This is a genomic window from Streptomyces sp. NPDC058307 (assembly GCF_042880295.1).
In the GTDB taxonomy this organism is placed as follows: domain Bacteria; phylum Actinomycetota; class Actinomycetes; order Streptomycetales; family Streptomycetaceae; genus Streptomyces.
Genome location: NZ_JBHVYZ010000051.1, coordinates 44,291 through 60,036, shown reverse-complemented (window position 1 = coordinate 60,036; position 15,746 = coordinate 44,291). Strand labels below are relative to the sequence as shown.

At 71.7% G+C, this 15,746-nt stretch carries 14 protein-coding genes; 2 read left to right on the top strand and 12 right to left on the bottom strand.

Features of this window, described 5'->3' with window-relative positions; translation table 11 throughout:
* Positions 1-37: 37 nt before the first annotated feature.
* From ACFVYN_RS30255 to pdxH, 4 genes are all read right to left on the bottom strand, one after another.
* On the bottom strand, positions 38-1,468 hold the full coding sequence (locus ACFVYN_RS30255) for a PAS domain-containing protein (protein WP_390004126.1): 1,431 nt from the start codon (positions 1,466-1,468) through the stop codon (positions 38-40).
* Between the two features lie 121 nt (positions 1,469-1,589).
* Positions 1,590-2,048: a GNAT family N-acetyltransferase gene (locus ACFVYN_RS30250; protein WP_390004123.1), complete on the bottom strand. Its 459-nt coding sequence runs from the start codon at positions 2,046-2,048 to the stop codon at positions 1,590-1,592.
* The gene (locus ACFVYN_RS30245; protein WP_390004121.1) at positions 2,041-2,439 is read right to left on the bottom strand and encodes a RidA family protein; all 399 of its coding nucleotides are present in this window, start codon (positions 2,437-2,439) and stop codon (positions 2,041-2,043) included. The genes ACFVYN_RS30250 and ACFVYN_RS30245 overlap by 8 nt, the downstream gene beginning before the upstream one ends.
* A gap of 303 nt (positions 2,440-2,742) precedes the next feature.
* Positions 2,743-3,372 carry a pyridoxamine 5'-phosphate oxidase gene (gene pdxH, locus ACFVYN_RS30240; RefSeq protein ID WP_390004132.1) on the bottom strand — a complete coding sequence of 210 codons (630 nt, stop codon included), beginning with the start codon at positions 3,370-3,372 and terminating at the stop codon, positions 2,743-2,745.
* 181 nt (positions 3,373-3,553) lie between these two features.
* On the opposite strand from pdxH, the gene ACFVYN_RS30235 reads away from it, so the two are divergent.
* The gene (locus ACFVYN_RS30235) at positions 3,554-4,678 is read left to right on the top strand and encodes a citrate synthase 2 (RefSeq protein WP_390004119.1); all 1,125 of its coding nucleotides are present in this window, start codon (positions 3,554-3,556) and stop codon (positions 4,676-4,678) included.
* A gap of 21 nt (positions 4,679-4,699) precedes the next feature.
* Here ACFVYN_RS30235 and ACFVYN_RS30230 read toward each other — a convergent pair whose 3' ends face one another.
* From ACFVYN_RS30230 to ACFVYN_RS30195, 8 genes are read right to left on the bottom strand one after another with little or no spacing between them, the layout of a single operon-like run.
* Positions 4,700-5,314: a TetR/AcrR family transcriptional regulator gene (locus tag ACFVYN_RS30230; RefSeq protein ID WP_390004116.1), complete on the bottom strand. Its 615-nt coding sequence runs from the start codon at positions 5,312-5,314 to the stop codon at positions 4,700-4,702.
* On the bottom strand, positions 5,302-6,036 hold the full coding sequence (locus tag ACFVYN_RS30225; RefSeq protein ID WP_390004114.1) for an enoyl-CoA hydratase family protein: 735 nt from the start codon (positions 6,034-6,036) through the stop codon (positions 5,302-5,304). The genes ACFVYN_RS30230 and ACFVYN_RS30225 overlap by 13 nt, the downstream gene beginning before the upstream one ends.
* Positions 6,033-7,616 carry a 4-coumarate--CoA ligase family protein gene (locus tag ACFVYN_RS30220; protein ID WP_390004111.1) on the bottom strand — a complete coding sequence of 528 codons (1,584 nt, stop codon included), beginning with the start codon at positions 7,614-7,616 and terminating at the stop codon, positions 6,033-6,035. The genes ACFVYN_RS30225 and ACFVYN_RS30220 overlap by 4 nt, the downstream gene beginning before the upstream one ends.
* A 16-nt stretch (positions 7,617-7,632) precedes the next feature.
* On the bottom strand, positions 7,633-8,763 hold the full coding sequence (locus ACFVYN_RS30215) for an acyl-CoA dehydrogenase family protein (RefSeq protein ID WP_390004108.1): 1,131 nt from the start codon (positions 8,761-8,763) through the stop codon (positions 7,633-7,635).
* A 47-nt stretch (positions 8,764-8,810) separates the two neighbouring features.
* The gene (locus tag ACFVYN_RS30210; RefSeq protein ID WP_390004104.1) at positions 8,811-10,652 is read right to left on the bottom strand and encodes a biotin carboxylase N-terminal domain-containing protein; all 1,842 of its coding nucleotides are present in this window, start codon (positions 10,650-10,652) and stop codon (positions 8,811-8,813) included.
* A gap of 11 nt (positions 10,653-10,663) precedes the next feature.
* Entirely contained in the window at positions 10,664-12,304 is a 1,641-nt protein-coding gene (locus ACFVYN_RS30205) for an acyl-CoA carboxylase subunit beta (RefSeq protein ID WP_390004102.1), read from the bottom strand.
* A complete protein-coding gene (locus ACFVYN_RS30200) occupies positions 12,259-13,941 on the bottom strand; it encodes an acyclic terpene utilization AtuA family protein (RefSeq protein WP_390004099.1) in 1,683 nt (560 codons plus the stop codon). Before ACFVYN_RS30200 ends, ACFVYN_RS30205 begins: the two co-directional genes overlap by 46 nt.
* Positions 13,938-14,867, bottom strand: a complete 930-nt coding sequence (locus ACFVYN_RS30195; protein WP_390004096.1) for a TIGR03084 family metal-binding protein — start codon at positions 14,865-14,867, stop codon at positions 13,938-13,940. Before ACFVYN_RS30195 ends, ACFVYN_RS30200 begins: the two co-directional genes overlap by 4 nt.
* Positions 14,868-15,004: 137 nt before the next feature.
* On the opposite strand from ACFVYN_RS30195, the gene ACFVYN_RS30190 reads away from it, so the two are divergent.
* On the top strand, positions 15,005-15,745 hold the full coding sequence (locus ACFVYN_RS30190) for a class I SAM-dependent DNA methyltransferase (RefSeq protein ID WP_390004093.1): 741 nt from the start codon (positions 15,005-15,007) through the stop codon (positions 15,743-15,745).
* The last annotated feature ends 1 nt before the right edge of the window (position 15,746 follow it).

Genomic DNA, 15,746 nt, shown 5'->3' with positions numbered 1-15,746 from the left:
GGGGCCGGGGTCGGGGGCTGAACGAGGCAACGAGCCCCTACGCCCGCCCCACCGCCCCGCCCAGATCCAGCGCCGCAGCGATCCGTACCGCCACGTCCTCCGCGTACACCGCGTCGCCCCGCTCGAACTGCCCCCTCCCGGAGCCCCGCAGGAACGTCACAACGCCGAGCGTCCGCCCCCGGCTCCGCAGTACCGCGCACAGGGCGTGCACCGCGTCCGGGGGCCACTGGCGGGCCTCGGCCCACTCGCGGGCCCGGTCGCCCGACACCGACCCCACACTCGCCCGCACCGATCCCGCCCGCTCCACACACTGCAACGCCGGATGCCCCTCGCCGTACCGCACGGGCAACCCGGCCGCGCCCGATGCCTGCAGACTCGGCCCCGGCGCCCCGGACGGCGTCGCGGCGACCCGGACGAGACGGACCGGACCGGTCTCCTCCCCGTCGGCCACCGCGCCCCCGGCCACCCGGTCGATCAGCGCGTGGTCGGCGAACCCGGCGAGCGCGAAGTCCAGATGCACGACGGCGGCCTCGGCCGGGTCCTCACACTCCGCGGCCGCCCGGGCCGCCCGGTGCAGCTGGTTCGTCCGGAACCGCAGCAGCGAGGCCTCCTGCTCGCTCTGCTTGGCCTCGGTGACGTCCTGGAACAGCCAGCCGACACCCAACGGCACCGGCTCCTCCGCGAGCGGCGAGGAGAGCCGTACGAACCCGCAGCGCCAGCAGCGCCGCCTCTCGCCGTCCGGTGTCCGCACCGCCACCCAGATCTCGGCCGGCGCCGGCGGCGCGCCCTCGGCCAGCACATGGGTCAGCGCGCTCTCCAGCTCCTCCACGCCCTGCGCGAGCAGCTCCCCGAGGGGCCGCCCCAGCACCGACGTACGCCCGATGCCCAGGGACCGGGCCGCGTGCGCGTTGACCACGGCGGGCCGCAGATCGACGTCGACCAGCACGACACCCCACGAGGCGTCCTCGAACAGCGCCTCGCTCAGCGCGATCGACCGCTCCAGATCGATCTGCGTGTGCACCTCGCTGAAGGCGCAGTACACCCCGGCCGGCTTCCCGTCGGGACCGCGCACAGCCGCGGACTGGGTGCGTACGAGCACCCGGCCGCCGTCCTTGGTCAGCAGCGCGAACTCGTGGACCTGCCGGCCGGGCGACCGCATGGCGGACATCAGCCGCCCCTCGACCTCCTCGGCGTCCGCCCGCCGTACGGCCCACCCCGCGAACCCGTGCCGCCCCACGGCCTCGGCCGCGGTCCAGCCGAGGATCCGCTCGGCCTCACGGTTCCAATGCGTGACGACCCCGTCCGCGTCGAAGGCACACAGTGCCGCGTCCATCCCGTCGAGGAGCGCGGCGAGCAGGTCCGAGCCGCCGTCCGAGCCCTCCGGACCGTCCGAACCCTCCGGACCGTCCGGCCCGGGCCCGTCGGGCCCCAGCTCGTCGGTGGTCCCACTACGCCGGGAAGCACTCACCTGGACCCCCTGCCGGCTGCTTCACTCACCAACAATCATTCAACTCGAACGTGACGCAGCACACACCGGGTTCCCGCAAGATTGAGAGAATCGTTGTACGCCGGAAACGTCCCGAATCCCCTCAACCGGCTCTCCGGCCCGGCTCCAGCCGCAGGTCGATCCACTCGTCGCTCGCGCCGTCCAGCACATACCGGTCGACCTCGACGAACCCGCGCGCTTCTGCGAACCGCGTCCCGTCCCCATTGACGGCCAGCACGCATGTCTCGATCACCCGGGCGCCGAGCACACGCGCATGATCAAGACCCTTCTCGTACAGAGCCGTCCCGAAACCCCGCGACCGGTAATCGGGCAGCACGCGCGCGATGACGGTCGCCACGGCGTCGTCCCCGTCCGGCGGCCGTACGGTCGAGCAGCCCACGAGCGTTTCCCCGAGATAGGCGTTCTCCAGCCGATAACGCCCGGCACGCTCGCGTGCTGCTTCGGCGCTCATGGCGGCCGGCGGAACGATCACGTTGTGCACATACCGCCACTGCTCGAGCATGTCGTCCCCTACGACGGGCTCGATCCGCAGATCAGTCACGCCCACCACTCCCCTTCCGCGCTTCCACCTCTATCTCGATCTTCATCCGGGGATCGGCGAGGCCGCACACGAGCATCGTGGCAGCCGGCCGGACCTCGCCGAACCGCCGGCGCAGGACCGACCAGCAGGGCTCGAAGTCGTCCCGGTCGGGCAGCAGGTAACGCACCCGCACCACGTCCGCGAAGGTGCACTCCGCCTCGGCCAGCGCGGCACCGATGTTCCGCAGACACTGCTCGGCCTGCTCCACCACGTCGTCCGGGATCGTCATCGTGGCGTAGTCGAACCCGGTCGTCCCGGACACGTGCACCCGATCCCCGTCGACCACCGCCCGGGCGTACCCGATCTGCTCCTCGAACGTGGAACCGCTGAGGATCGCTCGTCGCTCCGTCATGCGCGGCACGTTAAATGATCTAGGCCCTCGAAAAAAAGTGGTTGATGGAGCGGCCGTCGGTTCTTAGTGTGTTGGCTACACGAGAAGGGAGGTGGTTCGGCAGATGTATGAAACCCGGACGCGTGAGGTGACTGCGGGCTAGCGCCCGTCACCACACCGAGTGCGGTGCCGGACCAGCGCGTCACAGACGCGTGCAGCCGGCCCAATCCCAAGCAGTCACCCGACCCGCGAGCTCGCCGGTACGTCCGGCCGGCTCCCCCGCCGTGAGGTGGAGGGAACCCGAGCTCGCGGGTCGCCTGCGTTTCAGGGGCTCAGCCGCTCCACCCGCCAGCTTCCGTCGGCCTCCGCCACGTAGCGCAGGCGGTCGTGGAGGCGGTTCTCGCGGCCCTGCCAGAACTCGACCTGTTGCGGTGCCACCCGGAAGCCGCCCCAGTGCGGCGGGACCGGGACCTGTTCGCCCTCGGGGTAGCGGGCGGCCAGGTCGGCGTAGGCGGTGTCGACCTGCTCGCGGGTCTCGATCACCGAGGACTGCGCGCTGGCCCACGCGCCGAGCTGGGAGCCGTGCGGGCGGGTGCGGAAGTAGGCGGCGGTCTCGTCGCGGCCGGTGCGGCGGGCGAGGCCGGTGACGATGACCTGGCGGGCCATGGGGTGCCAGGGGAAGAGCAGGGAGACGTACGGGTTCTGCGCGAGGTCCCTGGCCTTGCGGGAGCCGTAGTTCGTGTAGAAGACGAAGCCCTGTTCGTCGAACTGCTTGAGCAGGACCGTGCGGGAGCTGGGGCGGCCCTCGGCGTCCGCGGTGGACACGATCATGGCGTTCGGCTCGAAGAGGTGTGCCTCGGTGGCCGCCTGCTTGAACCAGCGCGCGAACTGTTCGACGGGCGTGGCGGCCAGGTCGGTCTCGGCGAGGCCCTCCGCGCGGTACTGCTCGCGCATGGAGGCGGGGTCCGGGAAGACGGCGTGTGCTGCGTCGGTCACGCGGTCATCCTGCCGTACGGACGGCTCCTCCACAGGTGGTGGCACAGGTGGTGGCACTGAGTGCCGCATGACCTCCCCAAAGGTGGCACTCGGGGATATCGTGGCGTCATCCGTCGTTCACATCACGAGGAGCCGCCTGATGTCCGACCTCGACCCCGGCCTTGACCCCGGTTTCGTACCCGGCCTCGAAGGAGTGGTCGCGTTCGAGACGGAGATCGCCGAACCGGACAAGGAGGGCGGCGCGCTGCGGTACCGGGGCGTCGACATCGAGGATCTGGTCGGCCATGTCTCGTTCGGCAACGTGTGGGGGCTGCTGGTCGACGGCGCCTTCAATCCCGGTCTGCCGCCCGCCGAGCCGTTCCCGATCCCGGTGCACTCCGGGGACATCCGCGTGGACGTGCAGTCGGCGCTCGCCATGCTCGCCCCGGTGTGGGGGCTGAAACCGCTGCTGGACATCGACGGCGAGCAGGCGCGTGCCGACCTCGCCCGGGCCGCCGTGATGGCCCTGTCCTACGTCGCCCAGTCCGCGCGCGGGCAGGGGGTGCCGATGGTGCCGCAGCGGGAGATCGACAAGGCGCAGTCCGTCGTGGAGCGGTTCATGATCCGCTGGCGGGGGGAGCCGGACCCGAAGCATGTGGCCGCCGTGGACGCGTACTGGACGTCGGCCGCGGAGCACGGGATGAACGCGTCGACGTTCACCGCGCGCGTGATCGCCTCCACGGGGGCCGATGTCGCCGCCGCGCTCTCCGGGGCCGTAGGGGCGATGTCCGGGCCGCTGCACGGCGGGGCGCCCTCTCGGGTGCTGGGGATGATCGAGGAGATCGAGCGGACCGGGGACGCCGAGGCGTACGTCAGGCAGGCGCTGGACCGGGGTGAGCGGCTGATGGGGTTCGGGCACCGGGTGTACCGGGCCGAGGATCCACGCGCGCGTGTGTTGCGCCGTACCGCGCGGGAGCTGGGGGCGCCGCGGTTCGAGATCGCGGAGGCGCTCGAGAAGGCGGCGCTGGCGGAGCTGCACGCGCGGCGCCCTGACCGGGTGCTGGCCACGAACGTGGAGTTCTGGGCGGCGATCGTGCTCGACTTCGCCGAGGTGCCGGCGCACATGTTCACGTCGATGTTCACGTGCGCGCGTACGGCGGGCTGGTCGGCGCACATTCTGGAGCAGAAGCGGACGGGGCGGCTGGTGCGGCCGTCCGCCCGGTACATCGGCCCCGGGTCGCGGAGTCCGCAGGAGATCGTGGGGTTCGGGGGCATCACCCGCTGAGGACATCCCACCCGCTGAGGGTCAGCCCAGTACCTCGTCCAGCAGTACGGCCCACTGCGCCACCACCCGGTCCCGCCGGCCGGTGTCGTCCGTGAGGAGGTTGGCCAGGCCCAGGCCTCTTGCCATGTCCAGGAGGCCCTGGACCGTCTCGCGCACACCGGGGCGTGACTCGTCCGCGCCGAGCAGGTCCACGGCGATGCGATGGGTCTCGCGGCCCACCCGCGCCTCCAACTCGGTCACCTTCGGGCGCAGTTGCTCCTCGTTGGAGGCGGCGACCCAGAGGTGGAGGGCGGCGCGGAACAGGGGGCCGGTGTAAAGGTCGACGAGGGCGGAGACCACCGCGTGCCGGTCGTCGGCCGCGCCCTGCGGGAACAGGGCGCGCAGGGCCGTTGAGCGTTCTTCGGCGACGTATTCGACGGCCGCGGTGAAGAGGTCCTCGCGGGTCGGGAAGTGGTGCTGGGCGGCGCCTCGGGAGACGCCGGCGCGTTCGGCGACGACGGCGACCGTGGAGCCGGCCCAGCCGTGTTCGGCGAGGCAGGCCACGGCGGCTTCGAGGAGGCGCTGCCGGGTGGCCCGGCTGCGGTCCTGCTTCGGCACGCGGTCGGCCCGGTCGCCGATCGTGGTCACAGCACCCATGAGGGATCCCGTCGTTCCAGGAAGGCTGTCATGCCCTCGCGCGCGTGCGGTGCGGCGAACAGCCGGGCCGAGAGCGCGGTCAGATCGGCCGCGTCCCGGTCGAAGGTCTCCAGCACCCTAGCGGTGAGCAGCCGTTTCGTCTCGGCCAGGGCTTCGGGGGCGGCCCGGCGCAGACCGTCCAGGATCGGTTCGAGTACGGCGTCCACGTCGTCGCCGGCCGCCGTCACCAGGCCGATGCGGGCCGCCTCGGCGGCGTCGAAGCGCTCGCCGGTGAGGTAGTGGCGGGCGAGGGCGCGGGGGTCGGTGCGGGGCAGCAGGGTCAGGGAGATGACCGCGGGGGCGACGCCGATCCGTACCTCGGTGAAGGCGAAGGTGGATTCCGTGGCGGCCGCCGAGATGTCGCAGGCGGCGAGGAGGCCGAGGCCGCCCGCGCGGACGTGGCCGGTGACGCGGGCGAGGACCGGCTTGTCCAGTTCCACGATCTGCCGCAGGAGCCCGACCAGAGCGTCCGGGTGCGGGGGGTCCTTCAGGTCGGCGCCCGCCGAGAAGGTGGTGCCGGTGTGGGTGAGGACGATCGCGCGGACGGCGTCCTCCTTGGCGCAGTCCGCCAACGCGGAGGCCAGCTCCGAGAGCAGTGCCGCGGACAGGGCGTTGCGGTTGTGCGGGGAGTCGAGGGTGAGGGTCTCGATGCCCCGCGCGTGGGTGCGGGCGATCAGTGTCATGTGCGCTCCCTGAGCTGCCGTCGGAGGATCTTGCCGGAGGCGGCCCGGGGCACCGCGTCGACGAAGGTGACGTGGCGGACGCGTTTGTAGGGGGCGACGTGTTCGGCGACGTACATCATGACCTCGCTCTCGGAAAGGTCGCTCCCGGAGGGGTCGCTCGTGTCGGCCTGGCGGACGACGAAGGCCTGCGGGACCTCGTTGCCGTCGTCGTTGTAGACGCCGATGACGGCCGCGTCGGCGATGCCGGGGTGGGTGAGCAGGAGGGCCTCCAGTTCGGCGGGGGCCACCTGGAAGCCCTTGTACTTGATGAGTTCCTTGACCCGGTCGACGACGAACAGCCAGCCGTCGGCGTCGACATGGCCGACGTCCCCGGTGTGCAGCCAGCCCTCGGGGTCGATCATGGCGGCGGTGTCGTCGGGGCGGCCGAGGTAGCCCTTCATGATCTGCGGGCCGCGGATGAGGATCTCGCCGGGCTCGCCGACGCCGAGGTCCTTGCCGGGGTCGTCGAGGGAGACGATCCGCATCTCGGTGCCGGGGATGAGCTTGCCGACGGTCCCCGGGGGCGCCTCGCGCATGGCGGACAGGGGCACGACATGCGTGCCGGGCGAGAGTTCCGTCATGCCGTACGCCTGGCCGACGGGCGGGAGGCCGAGCCGGGCCGAGCAGGCGGCGGCGAGCCGGGCGTCCAGCGGGGCGGCGGCGCTGACGATGTAGCGCAGGGACGACAGGTCGTAGCGCTCGACCAGCGGGTGTTTGGCGAGGGCGAGCACGATCGGCGGGGCCACGTACAGGCCGGTGATGCGGTGGTTCTGGATGGCCGCGAGGAAGGTCTCCAGGTCGAAGCGGGGCAGGACGACGACGCTCGCACCGACGCGCAAGGGCGCGTTCATGAGGGCTGTGAGGCCGTAGATGTGGAAGAAGGGCAGGACCGCGAGGATGCGGTCCTCGGGCCCCGCCGACATCAGCGGTTCGAGCTGGGCGAGGTTGGTGGCGATCTGCCGGTGGGTGAGCATGACGCCCTTGGGGGCGCCGGTGGTGCCGGAGGAGTACGGCAGGGCCGCGACGTCCGTCACCGGGTCGATGGCGAGGTCCGGCTCGGGGGCCGTCGAGGCCAGCATGTCGATGAGGGAACGGTGGCCGGGGGCGCTGTCGCAGACGAAGATCTCCCGTACGCCGCCCGCGAGTTCGGCGGCCCGGCGTGCCGTCTCCAGGAGCGGGGAGACGGTGACGATCCAGCGGGCCGCGGAGTCGCTGAGCTGCTTGGCGAACTCCTCCGGTGTGGAGAGCGGGTGCACGGTCGTGACGGAGGCACCCGCGCGTGTGGCGGCGTAGAACGCGGTCGGGAAGGCGATCGTGTTGGGGCTGTGCAGCGCGAGCACGTCCCCCTTGGCGACCCCCGCCTCCGCGAGCCCCGCGGCGACCCTGCGGTGGAACCGGTCGAGCTGTCCGTAGGTGAGGGTGGTGCCGTCGGTGCCGTCGATCAGGGCGGGCGCGTCCCCGAACTCGGCGGCGCGGGCCAAAACCGCGTCGTGGATGGGGAGTTCGAGGGGGTGGACGTCTGCGTACTCGCTGCGGAACACGGTTCCTCCAAGACGGTCAGTACGACTTGGGCAGGCCGAGGGTCTGGTGGGAGACGTAGTTGAGAATCATCTCCCTGCTGACCGGTGCGATACGAGCCACGCGCGCGGCCGTTATCAGCGAGGCGATGCCGAACTCCCGGGTGAGGCCGTTGCCGCCGAGGGTGTGGACGGCCTGGTCGACGGCCTTCACACAGGCCTCCCCCGCCGCGTACTTCGCCATGTTGGCGGCCTCGCCCGCGGCCGCGTCGTCCCCCTCGTCGTAGAGGTACGCGGCCTTCTGCATCATCAGGCGGGCCAGTTCGAGGTCGATGTGCGCCTGGGCGAGGGGGTGGGCGATGGCCTGGTGGGCGCCGATGGGGGCGTTCCAGACGGTGCGGTCCTTGGCGTAGGCGATCGCCTGGGAGAGGGCGTAGCGGCCCATGCCGATCGCGAAGGCGGCGGTCATGATGCGTTCGGGGTTGAGGCCGGCGAAGAGCTGCAGGAGGCCCGCGTCCTCGTCTCCCACGAGGGCTTCGGCGGGCAGGCGCACGTCGTCGAGGGTCAGCTCGAACTGCTTCTCCGCCGCCTGGAGTTCCATGTCGATCTGGCGGCGGGTGAAGCCTTGGGCGTCCCGGGGGACGATGAAGAGGCAGGGCTTGAGGCGGCCGGTCCTGGAGTCCTCCGTGCGGCCGACTATGAGGGTGGCGTCGGCCAGGTCCACGCCCGAGATGAAGACCTTGCGGCCGGTGAGCAGCCAGTCGGCTCCGTCGCGGTGAGCCGTGGTGGTGATGCGGTGGGAGTTGGAACCGGCGTCGGGCTCGGTGATGCCGAAGGCCATGGTGCGGGTGCCGTCGGCGAGGGCGGGGAGCCACTCCTGCTTCTGGGCTTCCGTGCCGAAGCGGGCGATGACTGTGCCGCAGATCGCCGGGGAGACGACCATCATGAGGAGGGGGCAGCCGGCTGCGCCGAGCTCTTCGAGGACGATGGAGAGTTCGGCGATTCCGCCGCCTCCGCCTCCGTATGCCTCCGGCAGGTTGACGCCGAGATAGCCGAGCTTGGCTGCCTCGGACCACAGGGTTTCTCGGTCGTAGGTGCGGCCGTGGCGTTTGCCGAGGGCGGCTACGGCTTCTCGTAGGGACTTGTGCTCTTCGGGTTCGATCGTGGGCATGTGGCTCCTTCGTGGGGGCTGGGCGCGTTGCGCAGTTCCCCGCGCCCCTAGGTGGGTCGAACTACTGCCAGCAATTCACCGACCGTCACCTGCTGGCCAGGCAATGCGTGAAGCTCACTCAGCGTTCCTGCTGCCGGCGCCGTGATCTTGTGTTCCATCTTCATCGCCTCCAGCCACAGGAGGGGCTGGCCCGCTTCCACGGCGGATCCTGCCGTCAGGCCGTCCGCGACTCTTACGACCGTTCCCGGCATGGGGGCCAAGAGGGAACCCGGCGCGTGCTGGGCCGTCGGGTCGGGGAAGCGGGGTAGGACCTTCAGGGGCGTGCTGTTCACGTACACCTGGTCGCCGTACCTCGTCACCTCGAACTTCCTCCGCACTCCCTCCACTTCGAGTACGACCCCGCTCGCGTGCGCGTGGATCACCCGGACCCCGTCCGCCTCCAAGTCGTCCCTCGTGTGTCGGTAATGGACCTCGTGCTCCTCGCCCGCCAACTCGTAGCGCTTGGTCTGCGGGGCCGAGGGCAGGTTGCGGAAGCCGCCGAAGCGGGAGTGGCCGACCGCGTCCGCGAGGGCCGCCGCCAGGGGGGCGTAAGGGTCCCCGGTTCCGCCCACGAGTTCCGTGAGGTGGCGGTCGTAGAAACCCGTGTCCATGCGGGCCGTCGTGAACTCCTTGTGGCGCAGGGAGTTCACCAGCAGGTCCCGGTTCGTGGTCGGGCCGTGGATCGTCGCCCTCTCCAGGGCGCCCGCCAGTTTGCGGACCGCCTCCGCGCGCGTGGGGGCGTACGCGACGACCTTGGCGAGCATCGGGTCGTAGTGGACGCCGATGTCGTCGCCGTTGTCGAAGCCCGTGTCCAGGCGGACGGACGGCGGGACCGAGAAGCGGTGCAGGGTGCCGGTCTGCGGGGTCCAGTCCCGCGACGGGTCCTCGGCGTAGAGGCGCGCTTCGACGGCGTGGCCACGCGCGTGTGGGGGCTCCTCGGGCAGTGGGGCGCCTTCCGCGACGCGGATCTGTTCCGCGACGAGGTCGATGCCGAACAGCGCCTCCGTCACCGGGTGTTCGACCTGGAGACGGGTGTTCATCTCCAGGAAGTGCGCCTTCGTGCCGGAGACCAGGAACTCGACCGTGCCAGCACCCACGTAGTCCACGGCGCGCGCGGCTCGTACCGCCAGTTCGTGCAGGTGCGTCCTGAGGTCCTCCGGGAGGCCGGGGGCCGGGGCCTCCTCGATCACCTTCTGGTGGCGGCGCTGGAGGGAGCAGTCGCGGGTGCCCAGCGCCCAGACCGTGCCGTGGGCGTCGGCGAGGATCTGGACCTCGACGTGGCGGCCGTCCTCGACGTACGGCTCGACGAAGACCTCGCCGTCGCCGAAGGCGCTCGCGGCCTCGGCGCGGGCGCTCTCCAGGGCGGCTGCCAGGTCCTCGATGCGGCGTACGACGCGCATGCCGCGGCCTCCGCCGCCCGCGGCCGCCTTCACCAGCACCGGCAGATCGGCCGGCGTCACGTCCGAGAGGGGCGCGAGGCCCATGAGTTCCTTGGCGCGCGTCTTGGACGCCATCGCCTCGATCGCGGACGGCGGCGGTCCGATCCAGGCCAGGCCCGCGTCCAGGACGGCCCGCGCGAAGCCGGCGTTCTCGGAGAGGAAGCCGTAGCCGGGGTGCACGGCGTCGGCGCCGGAGGCGATCGCCGCCTTCACGACCAGGTCGGCGCGCAGGTAGGTGTCGGCGGGGGCCGCGCCCGGGAGTCGTACGGCCGCGTCCGCCACGCGCGTGTGGAGGGCGTTCGCGTCCGGGTCGGAGTGCACGGCGACCGTCCGGATGCCCAGCTCACGGCAGGTGCGGAAGATCCGGCAGGCGATCTCGCCCCGGTTGGCGACGAGCACAGAAGTGATCACTGAAGGGTCCCTCACATCCGGAAGACGCCGAAGCCGCCGCGGGCGCCCTCGTAGGGGGCGGTGTGGATCGCGGACAGGCACAGTCCCAGTACCGTCCGGGTGTCGCGGGGGTCGATGACGCCGTCGTCGTAGAGCCGCCCGGACAGGAACATGGGCAGCGACTCGGACTCGATCTGCTGCTCCACCATGGCGCGCAGGGCCGCGTCGCCCTCCTCGTCGTACGGCAGTCCCTTGGCCGTGGCCGACTGGCGGGCGACGATGGAGAGCACGCCGGCGAGCTGCTGGGGGCCCATGACGGCCGACTTGGCGCTGGGCCAGGCGAAGAGGAAGCGGGGGTCGTAGGCGCGGCCGCACATGCCGTAGTGGCCCGCGCCGTAGGAGGCGCCCATGAGGACGGAGAGGTGCGGGACCTTCGAGTTGCTGACCGCGTTGATCATCATCGCGCCGTGTTTGATGATGCCGCCCTGTTCGTACTCCTTGCCGACCATGTAGCCGGTGGTGTTGTGCAGGAAGAGCAGCGGGATGTCGCGCTGGTTGGCCAGCTGGATGAACTGGGCGGCCTTCTGGGACTCCTCGGAGAACAGGACTCCCTGGGCGTTCGCCAGCACACCGACCGGATAGCCGTGCAGCGCCGCCCACCCCGTCACCAGGCTCGTCCCGTACAGCGGCTTGAACTCGTCGAAGTCGGAGGCGTCGACGATCCGGGCGATGACCTCGCGCGGGTCGAAGGGGGTGCGCAGGTCGCCGGGGACGATCCCCAGCAGTTCGTCGACGTCGTACTTGGGGGGTTCGGCGGGGGCCGGTTCGGCGTACGCCTTGCGGTGGTTGAGGCGGGCCACGACTCTGCGGGCCTGCCTGAGCGCGTCCCGCTCGTCCACGGCGAAGTGGTCCGCGAGGCCCGACACGCGCGCGTGCATCTCGGCACCGCCGAGGGACTCGTCGTCGCTCTCCTCGCCGGTGGCCATCTTGACGAGGGGCGGGCCGCCGAGGAACACCTTGGCCCGCTCCTTGACCATGATCACGTGGTCGGACATGCCGGGGACGTAGGCGCCGCCGGCCGTGGAGTTGCCGAAGACGACGGCGACGGTCGGTATCCCGGCCGCCGACAGCCTCGTCAGGTCCCGGAAGATCGCCCCGCCCGGGATGAAGATCTCCTTCTGCGAGGGCAGGTCGGCGCCGCCGGACTCCACCAGGCTGATGCAGGGCAGCCGGTTGGCGAGGGCGATGTCATTGGCCCGCAGGGCCTTCTTCAGCGACCACGGGTTGCTCGCGCCGCCGCGCACGGTCGGGTCGTTGGCGGTGATCAGGCACTCCACCCCCTCGATGACCCCAATGCCGGTGACGAGGGAGGCGCCGACCGTGTAGTCGCTGCCCCAGGCGGCCAGTGGGGACAGTTCCAGGAAGGGCGTGTCGGGGTCGAGGAGCAGTTCTATGCGCTCGCGGGCGAGCAACTTGCCGCGTCGGCGGTGCCGCTCGACGTACTTCTCGCCCCCGCCCGCGAGCGCCTTCGCGTGCTCGGCGGTCAACTGTTCCAGCTTGGTGAGCATGGCCTCGCGGTTGGCTCGGTAGTCCGAACCCGCCGTGTCGAGGCCGGAGTTGATGATCGTCACAGCAGTGCCTCCGGGATCTCCAGGTGGCGGGAGCGCAGCCATTCGCCGAGGGCCTTGGCCTGCGGGTCGAAACGGTGCTGGGCGGCGACGCCCTCGCCGAGGATGCCCTCGACGACGAAGTTCAGGGCGCGGAGGGTGGGGAGGTCGTGGCGGGTGACGTTCAACTCCGCCGTCTCCGGGAGGAGTTCGCGCAGGCGCTCGACGGTGAGGGTGTGGGCGAGCCATCGCCAGCTGTCGTCCGTCCGTGCCCAGACCCCGATGTTGGCGTTGCCGCCCTTGTCGCCGCTGCGGGCGCCCGCGATCAGACCGAGGGGGGCCCGGCGGGTGGGGCCTTCCGGCAGCGGGTCGGGCAGGGGTGGTGCCGGGGGATCATCCAGTACGGCCGTCTCCTGGGCCGGTGCCACAGGGATCCGTCGCCCGTCGTGGAGGACGGCCACATGGTCCACGGCCCCGTGGGCAACGTACCCATCCTCGAAGACCCCGTACGGCGAGCCCTTTCCAGGTGGTGCCAGCACATGGAACCCGGGATAGCTCGCGAGGGCCAGCTCTACGGCGGCCCCGCTGAGTGCCCTTCCGACGGCCTCCTGGTCCGCGTCCCGGACGACCAGTCTCAGCAGGGCGCTGGCGGTTTCCTCCGTCGCGGCGTCGGGGCGGTCGGTGCGGACCAGGTCCCAGCGCGCGTCGGTGACCTTGGCCAGGTGTGGCTCCATCTGCTCCCGCACCAGGGCGGCCTTGGCCTCGATGTCGAGGCCGGTCAGGACGAAGGCGACCTCGTTGCGGAAGCCGCCGAGGCGGTTGAGGCCGACCTTGAGGGTGGAGGGCGGGGCCTCGCCGCGTACGCCGGAGATCCGGACGCGGTCGGGCCCTTCCTGGGTGAGCCGGACCGTGTCGAGGCGGGCGGTGACGTCGGGGCCGGCATACCGGGCGCCCTGCGTCTCGTACAGCAGCTGGGCCGTCACCGTGCCGACGTCGACGAAGCCGCCGGTGCCGGGGTGCTTGGTGATGACGGCGGTGCCGTCCTCGTGGAGTTCGGCGAGGGGGAAGCCCGGCTTTCTCAGAACTCCGCGATCGTGCTCGCCGTCGGCGAAGAACGCGTAGTTCCCGCCGGTCGCCTGTGTCCCGCACTCCAGGACGTGTCCGGTGACGACGGCTCCCGCGAGGCGGGCGTAGTCCCTCGGCGACCAGCCGAAGTGGGCGGCGGCGGGCCCGGTGACCAGGGCCGCGTCCGTCACCCGGCCGGTCACGACGACGTCCGCGCCCTCCCGGAGACAGGCGGCGATGCCGAAGCCGCCGAGGTAGGCGTGGGCGGCGAGGGCGCCCGGGTGGTCACGGCTCAGGTCGTCGCCCTCGACATGGGCGACCCGGACCGGCAGGCCGAGCCGGTCCGCCAACTCCCGTATGCGGGCGGCGAGTCCGGCGGGGTTGAGGCCGCCCGCGTTGGCGACGATTTTGACGCGCCGCTCGTGCGCGAGGCCGAGGGATTCCTCGAGTTGGCGCAGGAAGGTGCGGGCGTAGCCGGCCCCGGGGTCCTTCAGGCGGTCCCGGCCCAGGATGAGCATGGTCAGTTCGGCGAGGTAGTCGCCGGTGAGGACGTCGAGTTCGCCGCCGGTGAGCATCTCGCGCAGGGCGTCGAAGCGGTCGCCGTAGAAGCCGGAGGCGTTGCCGATACGGAGGGTCATCCGGCGGCTCCCGCAGCGGGGCCACCGGGAGGCGTTGCCTTCGCCGGGCCGCCGGAGGCCGTTCCCTTGTCCGAGTCGGCGGAAGCCGGTCCCGCTGCCGGGCCGCCGGAGGCCGTTCCCCTCGCCGGACCCTCGGAAGCCGTTCCCTTCGGAGCGCGGCCCTTGCCCGGCGGGCCCGCGAAGGCCTGGGCGATGTCGAGCCACCGGTCGGCGTCCTCGCCCTCGGCGCGCAGGGCGAGGTCGGCGCGGTGGGCCCGCTGGGTGACCAGGAGGCAGAAGTCGAGGGCGGGGCCGGTGACGCGGTCGGCGGCGTCCTCGGGGCCGTAGGTCCACAACTCGCCGGAGGGGGCGGTGAGTTCAATGCGGAACTGCTCGAAGGGCGGGGTCAGTCCGTGCACGCCGAACGCGAAGTCGCGGGTGCGGACGCCGAGGCGGACGATGTGCCCGATCCGGTCGCTCGGCTCACGGGTCACGCCCAGCGCGTCCGCCACGTCCAGGCCGTGGGCCCAGGTCTCCATGAGGCGGGCGGTGGCCATGGAGGCGGTGGACATGGGCGGGCCGTACCAGGGGAAGCGGGCGTCCTCGGGGGCGTTCCGCAGGGCCTCGGCCAGGTCCTCGCGCCCGGCCCGCCAGTAGGCGAGCAGTCGCGCCGGGGGCTTTCGGGCGACCTCCGCCGCGCCGTCGTCCACGAAGTCCCCGGGCGCGGCCAGCGCCTTCTCGACCTCGCGGGAGAAGGCCCGCTGGTCGGTGACGGCGAGCAGGGAGGCGTGGTCGGTCCAGGCGAGGTGCGCGATCTGGTGGGCGACGGTCCAGCCGGGGGCGGGGGTCGGCAACGACCACTGCTCCTGGCTCAACCCGGCTACCAGCAGGTCGAGTTCCTCGCTCTCCGCACACAGGTCGTCGATGACGGGCGTGGGGTCTGCCATGGGGTGAGGATGTCAGCGACTCCAGAAACAAGCAAGCGTGCTTGCATTAATTTTGCGGGACCGATGTGCGCGCCACTGATGGCCGAGGGCCCGATATTCGGAGGCGCCCGCCTCCGTCCTCGCAGTACGGTCCCCCGGTGATCCATGACGACGGTTACTTCGGAGAGTCCGTCGCGGCGACGTACGACGAGTCGTCGGCGGCGATGTTCGCGCCCGAGGCGGTCGAGCCGGCCGTGGACCTGCTGGCGGAGCTGGCGGGGGAAGGGCGGGCCCTGGAGCTGGGTGTCGGGACCGGGCGGATCGCCCTGCCGCTGGCGGGGCGCGGGGTCGGCGTGCACGGCATCGAGCTGTCCCGGGCGATGGCGGACCGGCTGCGGGCCAAGCCCGGCGGTGCGGCGGTCGGGGTGACGATCGGGGACTTCGCGACGGCCCGCGCGCCCGGCACCTACTCGGTCGCCTATCTGGTCTTCAACACGATCATGAACCTGACGACCCAGGACGCCCAGGTGGACTGCTTCCGCAATGTCGCGGCCCATCTGGCACCCGGCGGGACCTTCGTGGTCGAGGTCATGGTCCCCCAGCTGCGGAAACTGCCGCCCGGGCAGAACACGGTGCCGTTCCATGTCGGCACCGACCGCCTCGGGTTCGACACCTACGACACCGCCACCCAGGCGATGGCCTCCCACCATGTGAAGGTCGAGGACGGGCGGGGTTCCTTCCGGTCCATCCCGTTCCGGTACGTGTGGCCCGCGGAGCTGGACCTGATGGCCCGGCTGGCCGGGATGCGACTGCGGAAGCGGTGGGAGGACTGGGGTCGCGCCCCCTTTACGAGTGAGAGCGAGACGCACGTCTCGGTGTGGGAGAAGCCCGCGAACTGAC

Excerpts from the sequence above, each read along its gene's own strand:
- ACFVYN_RS30225 (WP_390004114.1), bottom strand. The coding sequence starts at position 6,036 with ATGACACTGATCGCCCGCACCCACGCGCGGGGCATCGAGACCCTCACC.
- pdxH (WP_390004132.1), bottom strand. The coding sequence starts at position 3,372 with ATGCGCGAGCAGTACCGCGCGGAGGGCCTCGCCGAGACCGACCTGGCC.
- ACFVYN_RS30205 (WP_390004102.1), bottom strand. The coding sequence starts at position 12,304 with ATGGCTGCGCTCCCGCCACCTGGAGATCCCGGAGGCACTGCTGTGACG.
- ACFVYN_RS30230 (WP_390004116.1), bottom strand. The coding sequence starts at position 5,314 with ATGGGTGCTGTGACCACGATCGGCGACCGGGCCGACCGCGTGCCGAAG.
- ACFVYN_RS30245 (WP_390004121.1), bottom strand. The coding sequence starts at position 2,439 with ATGACGGAGCGACGAGCGATCCTCAGCGGTTCCACGTTCGAGGAGCAG.
- ACFVYN_RS30235 (WP_390004119.1), top strand. The coding sequence starts at position 3,554 with ATGTCCGACCTCGACCCCGGCCTTGACCCCGGTTTCGTACCCGGCCTC.
- ACFVYN_RS30200 (WP_390004099.1), bottom strand. The coding sequence starts at position 13,941 with ATGACCCTCCGTATCGGCAACGCCTCCGGCTTCTACGGCGACCGCTTC.
- ACFVYN_RS30215 (WP_390004108.1), bottom strand. The coding sequence starts at position 8,763 with ATGCCCACGATCGAACCCGAAGAGCACAAGTCCCTACGAGAAGCCGTA.
- ACFVYN_RS30195 (WP_390004096.1), bottom strand. The coding sequence starts at position 14,867 with ATGGCAGACCCCACGCCCGTCATCGACGACCTGTGTGCGGAGAGCGAG.